Source organism: Pseudoduganella namucuonensis (genome assembly GCF_900116645.1).
Taxonomy (GTDB): domain Bacteria; phylum Pseudomonadota; class Gammaproteobacteria; order Burkholderiales; family Burkholderiaceae_D; genus Rugamonas; species Rugamonas namucuonensis.
In genome coordinates this window covers 20,713-35,940 of record NZ_FPBO01000034.1, presented here as the reverse complement: position 1 = coordinate 35,940, position 15,228 = coordinate 20,713, and the positions used below count along the sequence as shown (strand labels likewise).

14 protein-coding genes are annotated in these 15,228 nt (G+C 67.1%); 7 read left to right on the top strand and 7 right to left on the bottom strand.

All coding sequences use genetic code 11. From position 1 onward, the window contains the following. Position 1: 1 nt before the first annotated feature. Together BM436_RS27550 and BM436_RS27545 are read right to left on the bottom strand one after the other, a co-directional pair. On the bottom strand, positions 2–712 hold the full coding sequence (locus tag BM436_RS27550; RefSeq protein WP_177307545.1) for an ABC transporter ATP-binding protein: 711 nt from the start codon (positions 710–712) through the stop codon (positions 2–4). Beyond that, entirely contained in the window at positions 709–1,509 is an 801-nt protein-coding gene (locus tag BM436_RS27545; RefSeq protein WP_093558801.1) for an ABC transporter ATP-binding protein, read from the bottom strand. The genes BM436_RS27550 and BM436_RS27545 overlap by 4 nt, the downstream gene beginning before the upstream one ends. A 119-nt stretch (positions 1,510–1,628) precedes the next feature. Here BM436_RS27545 and BM436_RS27540 point away from each other — a divergent pair, with 119 nt between their 5' ends. The 6 genes from BM436_RS27540 (at position 1,629) to BM436_RS27515 (ending at position 9,941) form a co-directional block, all read left to right on the top strand. Beyond that, positions 1,629–2,657, top strand: a complete 1,029-nt coding sequence (locus BM436_RS27540) for an amidohydrolase family protein (protein ID WP_093558799.1) — start codon at positions 1,629–1,631, stop codon at positions 2,655–2,657. Between the two features lie 141 nt (positions 2,658–2,798). After that, complete coding sequence (locus BM436_RS27535) at positions 2,799–4,445, top strand: DUF1302 domain-containing protein (RefSeq protein WP_229490795.1); 1,647 nt, start codon at positions 2,799–2,801, stop codon at positions 4,443–4,445. A 17-nt stretch (positions 4,446–4,462) separates the two neighbouring features. Next, on the top strand, positions 4,463–5,815 hold the full coding sequence (locus BM436_RS27530; RefSeq protein WP_093558797.1) for a DUF1329 domain-containing protein: 1,353 nt from the start codon (positions 4,463–4,465) through the stop codon (positions 5,813–5,815). A gap of 72 nt (positions 5,816–5,887) precedes the next feature. Continuing rightward, positions 5,888–6,985 carry a WD40/YVTN/BNR-like repeat-containing protein gene (locus BM436_RS27525; RefSeq protein WP_218164938.1) on the top strand — a complete coding sequence of 366 codons (1,098 nt, stop codon included), beginning with the start codon at positions 5,888–5,890 and terminating at the stop codon, positions 6,983–6,985. After that, the gene (locus BM436_RS27520) at positions 6,982–9,408 is read left to right on the top strand and encodes an efflux RND transporter permease subunit (RefSeq protein ID WP_093558795.1); all 2,427 of its coding nucleotides are present in this window, start codon (positions 6,982–6,984) and stop codon (positions 9,406–9,408) included. The genes BM436_RS27525 and BM436_RS27520 overlap by 4 nt, the downstream gene beginning before the upstream one ends. Positions 9,409–9,476: 68 nt before the next feature. Further along, positions 9,477–9,941, top strand: a complete 465-nt coding sequence (locus tag BM436_RS27515) for a cache domain-containing protein (RefSeq protein WP_093558793.1) — start codon at positions 9,477–9,479, stop codon at positions 9,939–9,941. Between the two features lie 10 nt (positions 9,942–9,951). Here the strand turns inward: BM436_RS27515 and BM436_RS27510 are convergent, their stop codons facing one another. From BM436_RS27510 to BM436_RS27500, 3 genes are all read right to left on the bottom strand, one after another. Further along, positions 9,952–10,149 (bottom strand): hypothetical protein, encoded by a 198-nt coding sequence (locus tag BM436_RS27510; RefSeq protein WP_093558791.1) that lies wholly within the window; start codon positions 10,147–10,149, stop codon positions 9,952–9,954. A gap of 144 nt (positions 10,150–10,293) precedes the next feature. After that, complete coding sequence (locus BM436_RS27505; RefSeq protein WP_093558789.1) at positions 10,294–10,554, bottom strand: hypothetical protein; 261 nt, start codon at positions 10,552–10,554, stop codon at positions 10,294–10,296. A gap of 88 nt (positions 10,555–10,642) precedes the next feature. Continuing rightward, a complete protein-coding gene (locus BM436_RS27500) occupies positions 10,643–11,350 on the bottom strand; it encodes a GntR family transcriptional regulator (RefSeq protein WP_093558787.1) in 708 nt (235 codons plus the stop codon). A 162-nt stretch (positions 11,351–11,512) separates the two neighbouring features. On the opposite strand from BM436_RS27500, the gene BM436_RS27495 reads away from it, so the two are divergent. After that, positions 11,513–12,775: an MFS transporter gene (locus BM436_RS27495; RefSeq protein WP_093558785.1), complete on the top strand. Its 1,263-nt coding sequence runs from the start codon at positions 11,513–11,515 to the stop codon at positions 12,773–12,775. 234 nt (positions 12,776–13,009) lie between these two features. Here BM436_RS27495 and BM436_RS27490 read toward each other — a convergent pair whose 3' ends face one another. Together BM436_RS27490 and BM436_RS27485 are read right to left on the bottom strand one after the other, a co-directional pair. Then, the gene (locus tag BM436_RS27490) at positions 13,010–14,632 is read right to left on the bottom strand and encodes a bifunctional 3-(3-hydroxy-phenyl)propionate/3-hydroxycinnamic acid hydroxylase (protein ID WP_093558783.1); all 1,623 of its coding nucleotides are present in this window, start codon (positions 14,630–14,632) and stop codon (positions 13,010–13,012) included. 37 nt (positions 14,633–14,669) lie between these two features. Then, positions 14,670–15,218 (bottom strand): VOC family protein, encoded by a 549-nt coding sequence (locus BM436_RS27485; RefSeq protein WP_093558781.1) that lies wholly within the window; start codon positions 15,216–15,218, stop codon positions 14,670–14,672. Positions 15,219–15,228 lie beyond the last annotated feature (10 nt).

The window sequence follows — 15,228 nt, the reverse complement described above, 5'->3', positions numbered from 1 at the left end:
GTCAGGCTCCCAGGTAGGCGTTTTGGATGGTGGACGAGGCGAGCAATTCCGCCGCCGATCCCTCCAGCATGATTTCGCCCACTTCCATCACATAGCCCCGGCTGGCGATGCGCAGGGTCAGCTCGGCGTTCTGTTCGACGATCAGGATGGTGGTGCCCTGCTCCGCGTTGACGCGCTCGAAGATGGCGAACATCTCCTGCGTGATGGCGGGCGCCAGGCCGAGCGAAGGCTCGTCGCACATCAGCATGCGGGGCCGCGACATCAGCGCGCGCGCGATCGCCAGCATCTGCTGCTCGCCGCCGCTGAGCGTGCCGGCCGGCTGGCGGCGCCGCTCGCGCAGGCGCGGGAAGAGCGCGTACCAGCGTTCGATGTCGGCGGCGATCTGGCCGCGCGAGGCCACCGTGTAGGCGCCCAGTTCCAGGTTTTCCTCGACCGTGAAGTCGGTGAACGTGCCCCGCCCCTGCGGCACCAGCGCCAGTCCCAGCTCGACCCGCCGCGCGGCGGACAGGCCGGCCAGCTCCACGCCGTTGAAGGCGATGCGGCCGCGCGCGGGAATCTCGCCGGACAGCGCGCGCAAGGCGGTGGTCTTGCCCGCGCCGTTGGCGCCCAGCAGCGCCACGATGGCGCCGCGCTGCACCGAGAAGGACAGCTTGCGCAGCACGTTGGTGGCGCCGTAGCCGGCGTCCAGCCCCTCTACCGTCAGCATGCTCATGCCGCCCTCCCGAGGTAGGCGCCGATGACGTCCGGATGCGCGCGGATTTCGGCCGGCGTGCCCTGCGCCAGGTTGCGGCCCAGGTGCAGCACCGCCAGCCGGCCGCACAGGCTCATCACCAGGCCCATATGGTGTTCCACCAGCAGGATGGTCAGCTGGTGCCGGTCGCGCATGCGGCGCACCAGTTCGCCGAACTCCGCCACCTCGCCGTGCGTCAGCCCGCCGGCCGGCTCGTCCAGCAGCAGCAACCTGGGACGCGCCGCCAGCGCGCGCGCCAGCTCGATGCGCTTCAGGGTCGCGTAGGGCATGGCGCCCGCCAGTTCGTGGGCGACGGCCTCCAGCCCCAGTTCGCGCAGGACGTCGCGGCACCAGTCCAGCATGCGGCGTTCAGCGCGGTCCGTGCTCCGGGGCCGCAGCAGCGTGTCCAGCGTGGCGCCGCCCCAGATGTGGTGCGCGCCCAGCATCACGTTTTCCAGCACCGTCATGCGCGGGTAGACCCCGAGGTTCTGGAAGGTGCGCGCCACGCCGGCCGCGATGATGTCGCGCGCCGGGAGCGTGTCGATGCGCGCGCCGTCGAAGCGGATGGCGCCGCCGGTGATGCCGCACATGCGGGTCACGCAATTGAACAGCGTGGTCTTGCCCGCGCCGTTGGGGCCGATCAGGCCGCAGATTTCGCCCGCCTCGACGCTGAGCGTGACGTTGCCCAGCGCCTGGACGCCGCCGAAGCGCACCGACACATCCTCGATTTCCAGTAGCGGCGGCGCGGCCGCGCCCCCTGGTATTGCCTGGTGTTTCATTCTCGTCTCCTGCTGATTTTTTTGTTGGCGCCATGCGCGCCGGCGACTTGCCAACGCAGAATGGATACCGTAGAGTATCTGAAAACCAAAACGAATGTCAACGCGAAAAGGAGACGCCCATGATCATCGACTGCCACTGCCATTACACGACCGAGCCACGCGGCCACCACGACTTCCGGGAGGCGCAGGTGGCGCACGTGAAGAAGGGAGCGGACGCGGACGCGCCGCCGCTCTACCCGTCCATCGGCGACGGCGACATCCGCGCTTCCATCGAGCAGAACCAGCTGCGCCTGCTGCGCGAGCGCGGCGTCGACATGACCATTTTTTCGCCGCGCGCCGCCGGCATGGGCCACCACGTGGGCGGCGAGGACGTGAGCCACGCCTGGACCGTGGCCTCGAACGACCTGATCGCGCGCATCGTGCAGATGTTCCCGGACAGCTTCGCCGCCGTCTGCCAGTTGCCGCAGTCGCCGGGCGTGCCGATCGCGCACGCGATCGGGGAGCTGGAGCGCTGCGTGCTGGAGCTGGGCTTCGTCGGCTGCAACCTCAACCCGGACCCCTCGGGCGGCCACTGGACCGCGCCGCCGCTGACCGACCGGGCCTGGTATCCCTTCTACGAGAAGATGGTCGAGCTGGACGTGCCGGCCATGATCCATGTGTCGGGATCTTGCAACGCCTGCTTCCACACCACGGGCGCGCACTACATCAACGCCGACACCACCGCCTTCATGCAGCTGCTGCAAGGGGATCTGTTCCGCGATTTCCCGCAGCTGCGCTTCATCATTCCGCACGGCGGCGGCGCCGTGCCCTACCACTGGGGGCGCTACCGCGGGCTGGCGGACATGCTGGGCAAGCCGCCGCTGCCGGAACACCTGATGCGCAACGTCTATTTCGACACCTGCGTCTACCACCAGCCCGGCATCGACCTGCTGGCGAAGGTGATCGACAGCGACAACATCCTGTTCGGCTCCGAAATGATCGGCGCGGTGCGCGGCGTCGATCCCGAGACGGGCCACAACTTCGACGACACGCGGCGCTACATCGACGCGCTCGGCCTCACGGCCGAGGACCGGCACAAGATCTTCGAAGGCAATGCGCGGCGCGTCTATCCGCGCCTGGACGCCCGCCTCAAGGCCCGGGGCCGCTGACCCGCGTCGCGCATTTCACAACACTATCGATTTTATTTTTACGCATATTTTTTCAAACTATGCACAAATTTGTATTTGATGCATAATGAAAGCGCAGTGATAAAAACGCGGCCCCGAGGCCGCCATAACCAGGAGACGTCAGTGAAAAGTACAAACAACAAGCGCGTGTTCAAGCCGGCGGTGGCGACGCTGCTGTTGCAATGCGCAGCGGTCTCGTCCGGCTGGGCGATGGAAGTGGAAACCGGCAATCCCGAGCTCAAACTCAGGTGGGACAACACCGTCAAATACAACGCCGCGTTCCGCGTCAAGGACCGCGCGCCCGGCCTGGTCGCCGACGCCAACATGGACGACGGCGACCGCAATTTCAACAAGGGCCTGATCTCCAACCGGGTCGACCTGCTGTCCGAGATCGACCTGTCCCACAAGGACTCCGGCCTGCGCATCAGCGGCGCGGCCTGGTACGACGCGGTCTACAACCGCGCCAACGACCACGACTCGCCGTCCACCGCCAGCCAGAGCAGCGTCCCCTACAACCGCTTCACCAGGAGCACGCGCGACCTGCACGGCCGCAAGGCCGAACTGCTGGACGCCTTCGTCTACACCCGCGGCGACATCGGCGGCATGCAGGCGTCCGCCCGGCTGGGCCGCCACACGGTGCTGTACGGCGAATCGCTGTTCTTCGGCGACAACGGCATCGCCGGCGGCCAGGCGCCGTTCGACGTGATCAAGCTGCTGTCGGTGCCGGGCACGCAGTTCAAGGAATTGCTGATGCCGGTGAACCAGCTGTCGGGACAACTGCAGGTCTTGCCCAACGTGACGCTGGGCGGCTACTACCAGTTCGAGTGGCGCGCCAACCGCATCCCCGGCTCCGGCAGCTATTTCTCCGGCGGCGACCACGTGGGACCGGGCGCCGAGCGCTTCTTCGCGCCGGGCTCCTTCGCCCACGTCCATTTCGACCGGGAAGCCGACATGCGGCCCAGGGACGGCGGCCAAGGCGGCCTGCAGCTGCGCTTCCGCCCCGAAAGCGAGATCGCGGAATTCGGCCTGTACGCCACGCGCTATCACGACAAGGACTTCAACCTCTACCTGAAGCCCGCCGCGATACCGGCCCTGCCCTCGATCGGCAGCTACCAGCTGGTGTACGGCGAGGACATCAAGGCCTTCGGCGCCAGCGCCAGCACCACGCTGGCCGGCGCCAACGTGGGCTTCGAGCTCGTCACGCGCCGCAACGTGCCGCTGGTGAGCGATCCGCAGGTGGCCTTCGTCGCCGACAACGCCGGCAATCCCGCCTACGCGGTCGGCAATTCGCTGCACGCCAACATCTCCGCCATCTATGTGCTGAACGGCAGTCCGCTGTGGGACGGCGGCGCCATCCTGGCCGAGGTGGCGTGGAACCGCCGCCTGAGCGTGAGCCGCAATCCGGGCGCGCTGGACCGCAACTCCACGCGCGACGCGTCCGCCGTGCGGGCGCTGTTCATACCCGAGTACTACCAGGTCTCGCCGGGCGTCGACCTGGCGGTGACGGCGGGGGTGGGCTACACCATCAGTGGCCGCTCGTCCACCAACGTGAAGTTCGCGGGCGGCGCCGAGCATGGCGGCGACATGAGCCTGGGCGCCAGCCTGGACTTCCGCAAGCAGTTCAAGCTGAGCGTGAACCTGGTGCACTTCTACGGCGGCGCAGGCACCTTCATCTCGTCGAACACGGCGCCGGCGGCCACCATCCTGAACTACAAGCAGACCAACAAGGACCGCGATTTCATCTCGGTCTCGCTGCAAAGCACATTCTAACGACAAGGAGACTAGAGATGAACAAATCGAGCTTGGGCGCGGTGGCGGCCACACTGGTACTGGGCATGGCGTGCGCGCAGGCGGCCGTCGGCGCCGACGAGGCGGCGAAGCTGAAGGGCGAACTGACGCCGACCGGCGCCGAGAAGGCCGGCAACAAGGCCGGCACCATCCCGGCCTGGGACGGCGGCTACACCAAGGCGCCGGCCGGCTACAAGGAGGGCGAGCCGCGGCCGGATCCCTACGCCAACGAGAAGCCGCTGCTGTCGATCAGCGCCAAGAACATGGACCAGCACGCGGACAAGCTGACCGAGGGCGTGAAGGCGCTGATGAAGAAGTACCCCAGCTACCGCATCGACGTCTACCCGAGCCACCGCACCGCCGCCATGCCGCAGTGGGCCTACGAGAACACGTTCAAGAACGCCACCCGCTGCAAGACCAAGGACGGCGGCCAGTCGATCGAGGGCTGCCATGGCGGCGTGCCCTTCCCCATTCCCAAGACCGGCCATGAACTGATGTGGAACCACCTGCTGGCCTGGAAGGGCCAGGCCAGCACCATGCTGTTCCGCCTGTTCGTGACGACCTCGGACGGCAAGTCCACCATGGCGTCGGACGGCTTGGCCGAGGTGCAGTCTCCGTACTGGTTCAAGGACGGCTCGCCCGACAAGTTCAACGGCGACTTCCACAACCTGATGCTGGTGACCTACGGGCCGCCGTTCAAGGCCGGCGAGTCCATCCTGCTGCGCGACACCATCAACGCCGACAAGGGCCGCCAGGCCTGGCAGTACCTGGTGGGTCAGCGCCGCACCCGCAAGGCGCCGACCCTGGGCTACGACACGCCGGACAGCGTGGCGTCGGGCGCCTTCTACTTCGACGAGGCCTACGGCTTCTCCGGGTCGCTGGACCGCTACGACTGGAAGATCATCGGCAAGAAGGAACTCTACGTCCCCTACAACAGCAACCGCACCTGGCTGGCCAAGGCGCCGGACCTGCTCGGGCCGCAGCACTTGAATCCCGACCACGTGCGCTGGGAGCTGCACCGCGTGTGGGAAGTGGAGGCCACCGTCGCTCCCGGCAAGCGCCACGCCGTGCCGAAACGCCGCTACTACCTGGACGAGGACACCTACAACATGGTGCTGTCGGACATGTGGGACGGCCAGGGCCAGATCTGGCGCGTCGGCTACACGCTGCCGATGGCGATGCCGGACGTGCCGGGCTCGGTGGCGCAGACCTTCGGCCTGTACAACCTGCTGGCCAACACCTATGTGCTGGCCAACTACCCGGGTGAAAAGGCCTACCAGTACAAGCAGCTGCCGCCCTTCAGCGACAGCTACTTCACCCCGGAAAACCTGGCGGCCAAGGGCTCGCGCTAACGCTCTCCCCTGCCCCACACGCACGACGGCCGGGGGCGCGCGACGCGCCCGGCCGCGTTCAAGGAATACATCATGACACTCACATCATTCAAGCCGCGCCCAGCGGCAATGGCGACGCTCGCCCTCACCGCGCTGACGGCGCTGCTGTGCGGCCCCTCGCGCGCCGAACCGGACGTGCTGGAACGCCCGGCCATGCAGAGCGCGAAGGCGGCCGGCTCGGTCCTGCTGGCGCTCGCGCAGGCGGGCACGCGCCTGGTCGCGGCCGGCGAGCGCGGCATCATCATCTGGTCCGACGACGGCGGCGCCAGCTGGCGCCAGGCCAGCGTGCCGGTCAGCGTGTCGCTGACGGCGCTGCGCTTCACCAGCGCGCGCGACGGCTGGGCCCTGGGCCACAGCGGCGTGCTGCTGCGCACGCGCGACGGCGGCCAGACCTGGGCCAAGCAGATGGACGGCAAGCAGGCCGCCGCCCTGGTGCTGAACGCCGCCAAGGCGGCGGGCGCTCAAGGCCCGGCGCTGGCGGAGGCCAAGGCCGAGGCGGAACGCATGGTGGCCGACGGCCCCAGCAAGCCCTTCCTCGACCTGCACTTCTTCGACGCGCAAAACGGCCTGCTGATCGGCGCCTTCGGCCTGCTGTTCGCCACCGCGGACGGCGGCCAGACCTGGCAGCCGGCGCAGCAGCGCGTGGCCAACCCGCAGGGCAAGCACCTGTACTCGATCGTGGGCGACGGCGCCACCTGCCTGATCGCCGGCGAACAGGGCGCGGTGTACCGCTCCACCGACATGGGCAAGACCTTCACCACGCTGGCCACCGGCTACGAGGGCAGCTACTTCGGCGCGCTGGCGCTGTCGCCGCGCGGTGCGCTGGTGTTCGGCATGCGCGGCAATGTGCGCCGCAGCGACGACGCCGGCGCCACCTGGCAAAAGAGCGAGATTCCCGCCAGCGCGTCCATCACGGCCGGCCTGCGGCTGCGCGACGCATCGCTGCTGCTGGCCGACGAAACCGGGCAGTTGTACCGCAGCACGGACGAAGGCAAACGCTTCGTCCACATCGCCCCGCCGCAGCCGTCGCCCTTCACCGCCGTGGTGCAGCACGGCGACGGCAAGCTGCTGTTATCCGGCGTACGCGGCATCACCAGCGTCGCCCTGAACTCCATCAAGGCACAACCATGAAGCTCCCGGCATCCGACCATCCCGTCATCGCCAATCCGGACGATTTCGACCGCCGCTCCGGCTCCCCGCTGGAGCGCCTGCTGTTCAACCACCGCGTCGTGGTGGTGACCCTGTTCCTGCTGATCACGGCGGCGCTGGCGTGGCAGGCCTTCGGCCTGCGCCTGAATCCGAGCTTCGAGCGCATGATCCCGGCCAAGCACCCCTTCATCCTCAACTACCAGGCGCACAAGGCCGACCTGGGCGGCTTGGGCAACACGCTGCGCATCGCGATCGCCACCGACAAGGGCACCATCTACGACGCGGCCTACCTGGACACCGTGCGCAAGCTGAACGACGAACTGTTCCTGCTGCCCGGCGTCGACCGCTCCTTCATGAAGTCGATCTGGATGCCGGCCGTGCGCTGGATAGGCGTGACCGAGGAAGGCCTGGACGGCGGCCCCGTGATTCCGGACGGCTTCGACGGCTCGCCGGCCAGCCTGGAGCAGCTGCGCGCCAACATCGAGCGCTCCGGCGAGATCGGCTCGCTGGTGGCGCCGGACCTGCGCTCGACCGTGATCGTGGTGCCGCTGCTGGAAACCGACGGCGCCAAGCGGCTGGACTACGTGCGCCTGTCCGACAGCCTGGAACAGCTGCGCGCGCGCTACGAGGCGCAAGGCGTGAAGATCCATATCACCGGCTTCGCCAAGGTGGTGGGCGACCTGATCGAAGGCATGCGCCAGGTGCTGCTGTTCTTCGCGGTGGCGCTGGCCATCTGCACCGCCATGCTGCTGTGGTACACGCGCTGCGTGCGCAGCACGCTGCTGGTGGTGGCGTGCTCGCTGGTGGCGGCGGTCTGGCTGCTGGGGTTGTTGCCGCTGCTGGGCTTCGAGCTGGACCCGTATTCCATCCTGCTGCCCTTCCTGGTGTTCGCCATCGGCATGAGCCACGGCGCGCAGAAGATGAACGGCATCATGCAGGACATCGGCCGCGGCACCCACAAGCTGGTGGCGGCGCGCTACACCTTCCGCCGCCTGTTCCTCGCCGGCTTGACGGCGCTGCTGGCCGACGCCGTGGGCTTCGCCGTGCTGATGGTGATCGACATCCCCGTCATCCACGACCTGGCGCTGTCGGCCAGCATCGGCGTGGCGGTGCTGATCTTCACCAACCTGATCCTGCTGCCGGTGCTGCTGTCCTATGTCGGCGTCAGCCCCGCCGCCGCGCTGCGCAGCCTGCGCGACGAGGAGGCCCCGCAAAAGCTGGCCTTCTGGGCCTTCCTGGACCGCTTCACGCAGCGCAAGTGGGCCAGCGGAGCGCTCGCGGTGGCCGCCGTGCTGACGGTGGCCGGCGGCGCGGTCAGCCTGCACCTGAAGATAGGCGACCTCGATCCCGGCGCGCCGGAACTGCGGCCCGATTCCCGCTACAACCGCGACAGCGCCTTCATGGCCGCCAGCTACGCGGCCAGCAGCGACAACTTCGTGGTCATGGTGAAGACGCCGCAATACATGTGCGCCCAATACGCCACGCTGGCGCAGGTCGAGGCGCTGGAATGGAAGCTGCAGCAGCTGGCCGGCGTGGAGTCCACCAATTCCTACGCCACGCTGAGCAAGCGCGCCTCGGCCGCCATGAACGAGGGGAACATGAAATGGTTCGACCTGCCCCGCTCGCAGGACATGCTGAACGCCATCACCACCCGCGCGCCGCGCGAGCTGCTGAACCAGAACTGCGACCTGCTCACCGTCTACGTCTACCTGAAGGACCACAAGGCGGATACGCTGGACGGCGTGGTGCGGGCGGTGGAGGCCTTCGCCGCCGCCAACAACAGCAAGGACATCCAGTTCCTGTCCGCCGCCGGCAACGCGGGCATCGAGGCCGCCACCAACATCGTGGTGAAGAAGGCCAACACGCAGATGCTGTTGCTGGTGTACGCGGCGGTGACGCTGCTGGCCTTCATCACCTTCCGCTCGTGGCGCGCGGTGATTTGCGCGATCCTGCCGCTGATGCTGACCTCCGTGCTGTGCGAGGCGCTGATGGTGTGGCTGGGCATAGGCGTGAAGGTGGCGACATTGCCGGTGATCGCGCTGGGCGTGGGCATCGGCGTGGACTACGCGCTGTACGTGGTGTCGGTCACGCTGGTGGAATTGCGCCGGGGCGCGAGCCTGTCGGAGGCCTATTACAAGGCGCTGCTGTTCACCGGCAAGGTGGTGGTGCTGACCGGCGTGACCTTGGGCGTGGCGGTGGCCACCTGGGCGTTCTCGCCGCTGAAGTTCCAGGCCGACATGGGCATCCTGCTGGCGTTCATGTTCATCTGGAACATGCTGGGCGCCTTGATCCTGCTGCCGGCGCTGGCGCACTTCCTGCTCAGGCCCACCGCGCAAGCGCAGCCGCGGGATGAGAAGGATGAGGAAGCGGCCGCGCCGCAACGCATGAGCAGCGCCGTGTCCTGAAGCCCGCCGCGCCCCGGTTTTTTCCGGCCGGGGCGCGGCGTTTCCATAGTCGTCACAAGGAGAACAACATGCAACGTTATTTCGTCAAACTGCTGGCCACCCTGCTGCTCGGCGCGCTGCCGTGGACGGCGTTCGCCCAGCAACCGGCCTCGCGCGACGACGCGATCCAGTTCGTCAAGAAGGCGGTCGCGCATCTGCGCCAGCAAGGGAAGGACAAGGCGCTGCAGGATTTCAACAACCCGCAGGGGGCGTTCGTCGACCGCGAACTGTACATCATCGTGCTCGACATGACGGGCGTGCTGCTGGCGGACCCGCTGCATCCGAAACTGATCAACAAACCGCTGTTCGACCTGCGGGACGTGAACGGCAAGTATTTCGTCAGGGAGGAGTTAAAGCTGGCCAAGGAGAAAGGCAAGGGCTGGGTCGATTTCCAGTGGCTGAACCCGGTCAGCAAGAACATGGAGCCGCGCTCCAGCTATATCGAAAAGGTCGACGACCTGATCGTGTTGACGGGAGTGTTTCAGAAACCTTGATGGCGGCCGGCTATCGGACGGCGCGCGTCTTGCTCTTCTTCGCGGATGCCAGGACCAGCAAGCGCGCGCGGTCATCCAGTGCGGTCAAATCCGCGCTGGCGTTTTCACGCGCCACAGCCCCATGACGCTTGACGAGGTATTCCTGTACTTCCGACTTGGTCTTGGGCTTGGTGTTTTTTCGCAAAATCGCGAGTGCCTTGTTGCTCATGGCAAAATTCCTTTCGAGCTCATGTAACGGGCAAGCTGCCGCCAACTCGTAGAGTCTGGAGCGAGGTCAAAGGATAACTCGGCACTTTGGCCGTGAACAAGCCATTGCTCGCAACCCTCGTCAGTCGATACCAGTTCCCCGATTCTACTGCAATTGCGGAACGACGAATCCATTGCGGCACGGGACGCCCCCGGGATATCCCCATCGAAACATCGGCTCGCTGAAAATTTTATTGTCTACCTTGAACGCAATGGCCCCATCATCCGCGCTGACGACGATAGAACTGTCCCGCGGAGCTCCGACGATGCGAGCGATTTGATCATCCGTCATGAACCCATCCAGTTCAGGCGAACGCCGGACGATAACAGTGCTGTCGTCGAACCATTTGGCAAAGACGTCATCCACATGGTCTCCTTCGCGCGGTTGCAATTGATTGCAATGCTAAGAGGTCCTGTGGCCGTGTGTCTTGCGATACCGCAGCGCGGTGCGAGCCCTACTGCAGCGTCGCCTGCTGCCGCTCGATGGCCTGGCTGATGCTGGCCTCGGTGTGGCCGATGTGCTCGCGCAGCAGCGCGACGGCCCTGTCCTTGTCGCGCGCCAGCGCCGCGTCCAGCAACTCCTGGTGTTCATTGCTCTTGTGCCGCTCGGACTGGCGGTGCCGCGCCGAGAACCGGCGGTAGCGCTCGGCGCGGTCGAACAGGGAGTCGACCATGCCCAGCAACAGCGTCGACGGGCACGCCGAGAACAGCGCGAAGTGGAAGGCCTTGTGGCGTTCGGCCCAGTCGTCGTCCAGCGCCAGCGGCCCCTTGCCCATGCGCTTTTCCACCATGCCAAGCCGGTGGTAGGCGGCCAGCGCGTCGCCCTCCCACTGGTCGTCGCCGTGCTCGATCGCGTCGGCCAGCGCCTCGCCCTCCAGCAGGCGGCGGATGCGCGTGATCTCTTGGAAGTCCGCCACCGTGATCGGCGCCACCCGGAAGCCCTTGTTTTCGCTGGCGGTGACGATGCCCTCCTGCGCCAGGCGGTTCAACGCCTCCCGGATCGGCGAGCTGCTCAGGCCATAGGCCTTGGACAGCGCATCCACTTTGAGCTTGGTTCCGGGGGCGAGTTCGCCGCAAACGATGGCGCGCTTCATCTTGTAAAGGGCGACCTCGATCAAGGACGATCCGGTGGCGGTGGCGGAATCAGCGGCGAGCTTTTCCATGGTGGGCGATCCTGAAGGGGGAGATGGCGTATTTTATGCGTAAAACGAATGAAAATGCAAATTATTTAATTGGTGCGACGGCCGCGAAGGGAAACGCCGTCCCGTTAATTTATGCATAAATTAGTATAATATGCGTAAACATTAAACCTCAAGGAGACACCCATGCCCCGCGCACCCTTCAACACCTATGAGAACAGGCTGCTGCTGCTCCTGTTCTTCACGGTCGGTTTCGTTTTCTTCGACCGCCTGTCGATCAACTTCCTGTTCCCCTTCATGCGCGCCGAGTTCGAACTGACGAACAGCCGCATCGGCATGCTCACCTCGGCGCTGGCGCTGACCTGGGCAGTGTCGGGCTACTTCCTGGCCACCTGGGCGGAACGGCTGAAACGCCGCAAGCCCATGCTCGTCGTGGCCGTGGTCGTGTTCTCGGTCTGCTCCATCGGCTCCGGGCTGGCCGGCAGCTTCCTGATGCTGCTGGCGGCGCGCGCCGTGATGGGGCTGGCCGAGGGACCGGTTCTGCCGATCAGCCAGTCGCTGATGGGCTACGCCTCCAGCGATTCCCGCCGCGGCTTCAACATGGGCTTCATCCAGGCATCCGCCGGCGGCCTGCTGGGCGCGGTGCTGGCCCCCATGGTCGTGGTGCCGCTGGCCACCGAGTACGGCTGGCGCGTGACCTTCTTCGTGGCCGGCATACCGGGACTGATCATCGCCCTCTTCCTGGCCAGGTACCTGGTCGAACCCAGGCAGTTCGCGCCCAGGGCGGAGGCCGGCCTGGTTCATGCGGAGCGGCTGTCGTTCATGGGCATGGTCCGGCAGCGCAACATCGGCCTGTGCCTGGTCATCAGTTGCCTGCTCATCACCTGGTTCGTCGCGCTGATGACCTTCACGCCCATCTACCTGATGGAGACGCGCGGCTTCAGCCCGGGCGAGATGGGCTTGCTGATGACCATCCTCGGGATATCGAGCGTCATCAGCGGCTTCGTGGTGCCGGCGATTTCGGACCGGATCGGCAGGAGGCCGACCATGGTGTTCTTCGCCGCGGTCGCCGTCGCGGTGCCGCTGGTGCTGGTGTACGCGCAAGTGTCGCTGCCGGCGCTCGGGGCGCTGCTGTTCGTTACCTACTTCGGCTACGGCTGCTTCCCGCTGTTCCTGGCGACCATCCCGGCCGAGACGGTGGGCATCGCGCACGCGGGGCGGGCGATCGGGCTGGTGATTGGTGTCGGCGAGGTGGCGGGCGGTTTCATCGCGCCCACCATCGAGGGCTACGCCGCCGATCATTTCGGGGCGCAGGCGCCGTTTCTGATCGCGTCGGGGGCGGCCGTGGTCGCCGCGCTGCTGGCGTTCGCGCTGAAGGAGACGGCGCCGGGGCGGTTGGATCGCAAGCAGGCTTCCGCGGCGGGCGTGGGCGACTCGCTCGGCGCCTGAGCCACGCCGTGCGACTTCCAACGCCAGGTCCTCGGGTTCGCGGGCCTGGTACGTTCGCCACGGGCGCGGATTCGGTACCTGGCTCGCAAGGAACGCGAACCAGGCACTTGTGGCCTTAGTGGCCTGCTGGCGTGTTGGAGATACCGCCGGGTGCCAGTCCGCGGGGGGCCCCAAAAAAAAACATCCCCGCCCTTGAAGGGACGGGGATGATGGACACCGGCCGCGGCGGCGGGGTCAGGCCATGTTCAAGCCATGGTCCGCCGCAACGCCCTGCCCGTCGTGGCCGGCGAGCTTTTCGCGCAAGGCGTTCAGCAGTTGCAGGCCTTCCGCTTCAGTCGCGGCGGTGCCGAACACGTAATGGTCCGGCCGCACCACCACCACCCGGCACTGGCGCCCGGCCATCCAGTCGCGCAGCAAGGGGCCCTGCTCCTGGTAGTCGTGCAGGCCCGCCGCCTCCCGCACGCCCTCCCCGCGCAGCCGCACGAACGCCAGCGGCAGGCCTGCCAGCACCGGCGACGCGCGCACCGCCGCCTCGAACGGCGCCAGGTCCACCCCGGCCGCGACGACGACCCGGAAGGCCAGGCCGGTGAAGCTGTCCAGCAAACCGCCCCGCCCCGAATGGTCGCTCACCATCGGCTGGGGGAACAGCGCGCCGCGCGCGCCGACGCTGTCGAGCGGCGCCAGGAAGCCGCCGGACAAGCCCGGTATCAGCGATTGCCGCACCGTCGGCCCGCTGGCGCGCGCCATCTCGGCCAGCATGGCCTGGTCCCGGGCTTCGGCCCGCGCCGGATCGCGCTCGCAGATCACCTGACCGAACTCCTTGGTCACGAGCGTGGTCTGGCGCACGTGCGGCAGGCGCTCCTCCTGGTAGCTGTCGAGCAGCGCCGGCGACGCCAGGCCGCGGTGCACCATCGCCAGCTTCCACACCAGGTTGGAGGCGTCGCGTATGCCCTGGCACATGCCCTGCGCCATGAACGGCGGCGTCATGTGGGCCGCGTCGCCCAGGAAGAACTGGCCGCCTTCGCGCCAGGACTTGAGGATCAGCGCGTGGAAGCGGTAGGACGATGCGCGCCAGATCTCGTATTCGCCCGGCGCCAGCCAGCGCGACAGCAGCTTGCCCACGGCCTCCGGCTGCGCGATGCCGGCCGGCGTCTCGTCCGGATTGATCATGAACTCCCAGCGCCGGTGCCGTCCCGGCCCGACCACATAGGTGCAGGGCCGCTCCGTTTCGCAGTACTGGATGTTGGTGGCCGGCAGCTTGTCCAGCGCCTCCTGCGACACGATCACGTCGACCACCATCCAGGGCTCGTCGAACTTCAGGTCCTCCATCTCCAGTCCCAGCTTGCCGCGCAGGGAACTGGTGCCGCCGTCGCAGGCCAGCACGTAGCGGCCGCGCACCTCGCGCTCGGCGCCGTTCCTGTCCCGCAGCCGCACGGCGTAGCCGTCGTCCAGCGCCGTCACCGACAGCGCCTCCGTGCCCAGTTCCAGGCGCACGCCGGGACGCTCGCCCAGCCTGGCGCGCAGGGCGCCCTCCACGGCGGGCTGGGAAAACACATAGTTGGGCGCCCAGCCCAATGGATACGGCTCGCTGGCCGGCGCGATGCGCTTGATCACGCGTCCGCCGGCGCCGTGGTATTCCGAGGTCCGGTACGGCATCACGTGGCCGGCGATCCTGCCGGCGATGCCGACGTTGTCGAACACGCGCATCACCTCGTGGTCCAGGCCGAAGGCGCGGGGCTTGTCGTACACGTCCAGCAGCTTGTCGACCACCAGCGTGCGCAGGCCCCACATCCCGGCCAGGTTCGCGGCCACGGCGCCCACCGGCCCGGCGCCCACGATCATCACATCGAATTCCATGCCGCCTCCCCCTCTTTTTTATGGTCGCGCTTCATGCTCAGGCCCGCTGCAGGCGGATCTGCTCGCGGGTGGCGGCGATCCATTCCTCGCGCGTCAGGAAGCCGGGGCGGCGGCGGCACATGGCCTCGGTGGTGGCCAGGATGTCGCCGGTGGGCAGCGACAGGTCCAGCGGCTCGCGGCACGGCTGCGCGGTGTAGAACGGCGTGTCGACATACATCTCGATCGGATTGCCCTCGGGGTCCGTGAAATACATGGACCAGGCGTTGCCATGGTCCACCTGGTCCACCGCGAAGCCGAATTCCAGCGCCTTGCGGTAATAGGCCTGCAGGTCCTCCAGGGAGCCGAGCAGGAAGGACAGCTGGTTGATCGGGTTGAACGGCAGGCCGGTGGGCTTGCCGTCGAAGAGCACCAGCTGGTGGTGGATCTCCGGGTCCTGCGTCATGAAGAACAGGCGGTGGCCGGTGGAGGCGACGCCGCGGTCGCTGACGATGAAGCCGATCTTCGAGCGGTAGAACTCGACCATCATATCGAGGTCGGCGCAGAAGATGCCCGTGTGGGTGTACTGTATGCGTGGCAGTTGGGACATGATCGCTTCC

What these genes read in the sequence shown, in the direction of transcription:
- BM436_RS27485 (WP_093558781.1), bottom strand. Translation starts at nt 15,218, where the DNA reads ATGTCCCAACTGCCACGCATACAGTACACCCACACGGGCATCTTCTGC.
- BM436_RS27550 (WP_177307545.1), bottom strand. Translation starts at nt 712, where the DNA reads ATGAGCATGCTGACGGTAGAGGGGCTGGACGCCGGCTACGGCGCCACC.
- BM436_RS27500 (WP_093558787.1), bottom strand. Translation starts at nt 11,350, where the DNA reads ATGGAAAAGCTCGCCGCTGATTCCGCCACCGCCACCGGATCGTCCTTG.
- BM436_RS27545 (WP_093558801.1), bottom strand. Translation starts at nt 1,509, where the DNA reads ATGAAACACCAGGCAATACCAGGGGGCGCGGCCGCGCCGCCGCTACTG.
- BM436_RS27510 (WP_093558791.1), bottom strand. Translation starts at nt 10,149, where the DNA reads ATGAGCAACAAGGCACTCGCGATTTTGCGAAAAAACACCAAGCCCAAG.
- BM436_RS27495 (WP_093558785.1), top strand. Translation starts at nt 11,513, where the DNA reads ATGCCCCGCGCACCCTTCAACACCTATGAGAACAGGCTGCTGCTGCTC.
- BM436_RS27530 (WP_093558797.1), top strand. Translation starts at nt 4,463, where the DNA reads ATGAACAAATCGAGCTTGGGCGCGGTGGCGGCCACACTGGTACTGGGC.
- BM436_RS27525 (WP_218164938.1), top strand. Translation starts at nt 5,888, where the DNA reads ATGACACTCACATCATTCAAGCCGCGCCCAGCGGCAATGGCGACGCTC.
- BM436_RS27515 (WP_093558793.1), top strand. Translation starts at nt 9,477, where the DNA reads ATGCAACGTTATTTCGTCAAACTGCTGGCCACCCTGCTGCTCGGCGCG.
- BM436_RS27490 (WP_093558783.1), bottom strand. Translation starts at nt 14,632, where the DNA reads ATGGAATTCGATGTGATGATCGTGGGCGCCGGGCCGGTGGGCGCCGTG.
- BM436_RS27540 (WP_093558799.1), top strand. Translation starts at nt 1,629, where the DNA reads ATGATCATCGACTGCCACTGCCATTACACGACCGAGCCACGCGGCCAC.
- BM436_RS27520 (WP_093558795.1), top strand. Translation starts at nt 6,982, where the DNA reads ATGAAGCTCCCGGCATCCGACCATCCCGTCATCGCCAATCCGGACGAT.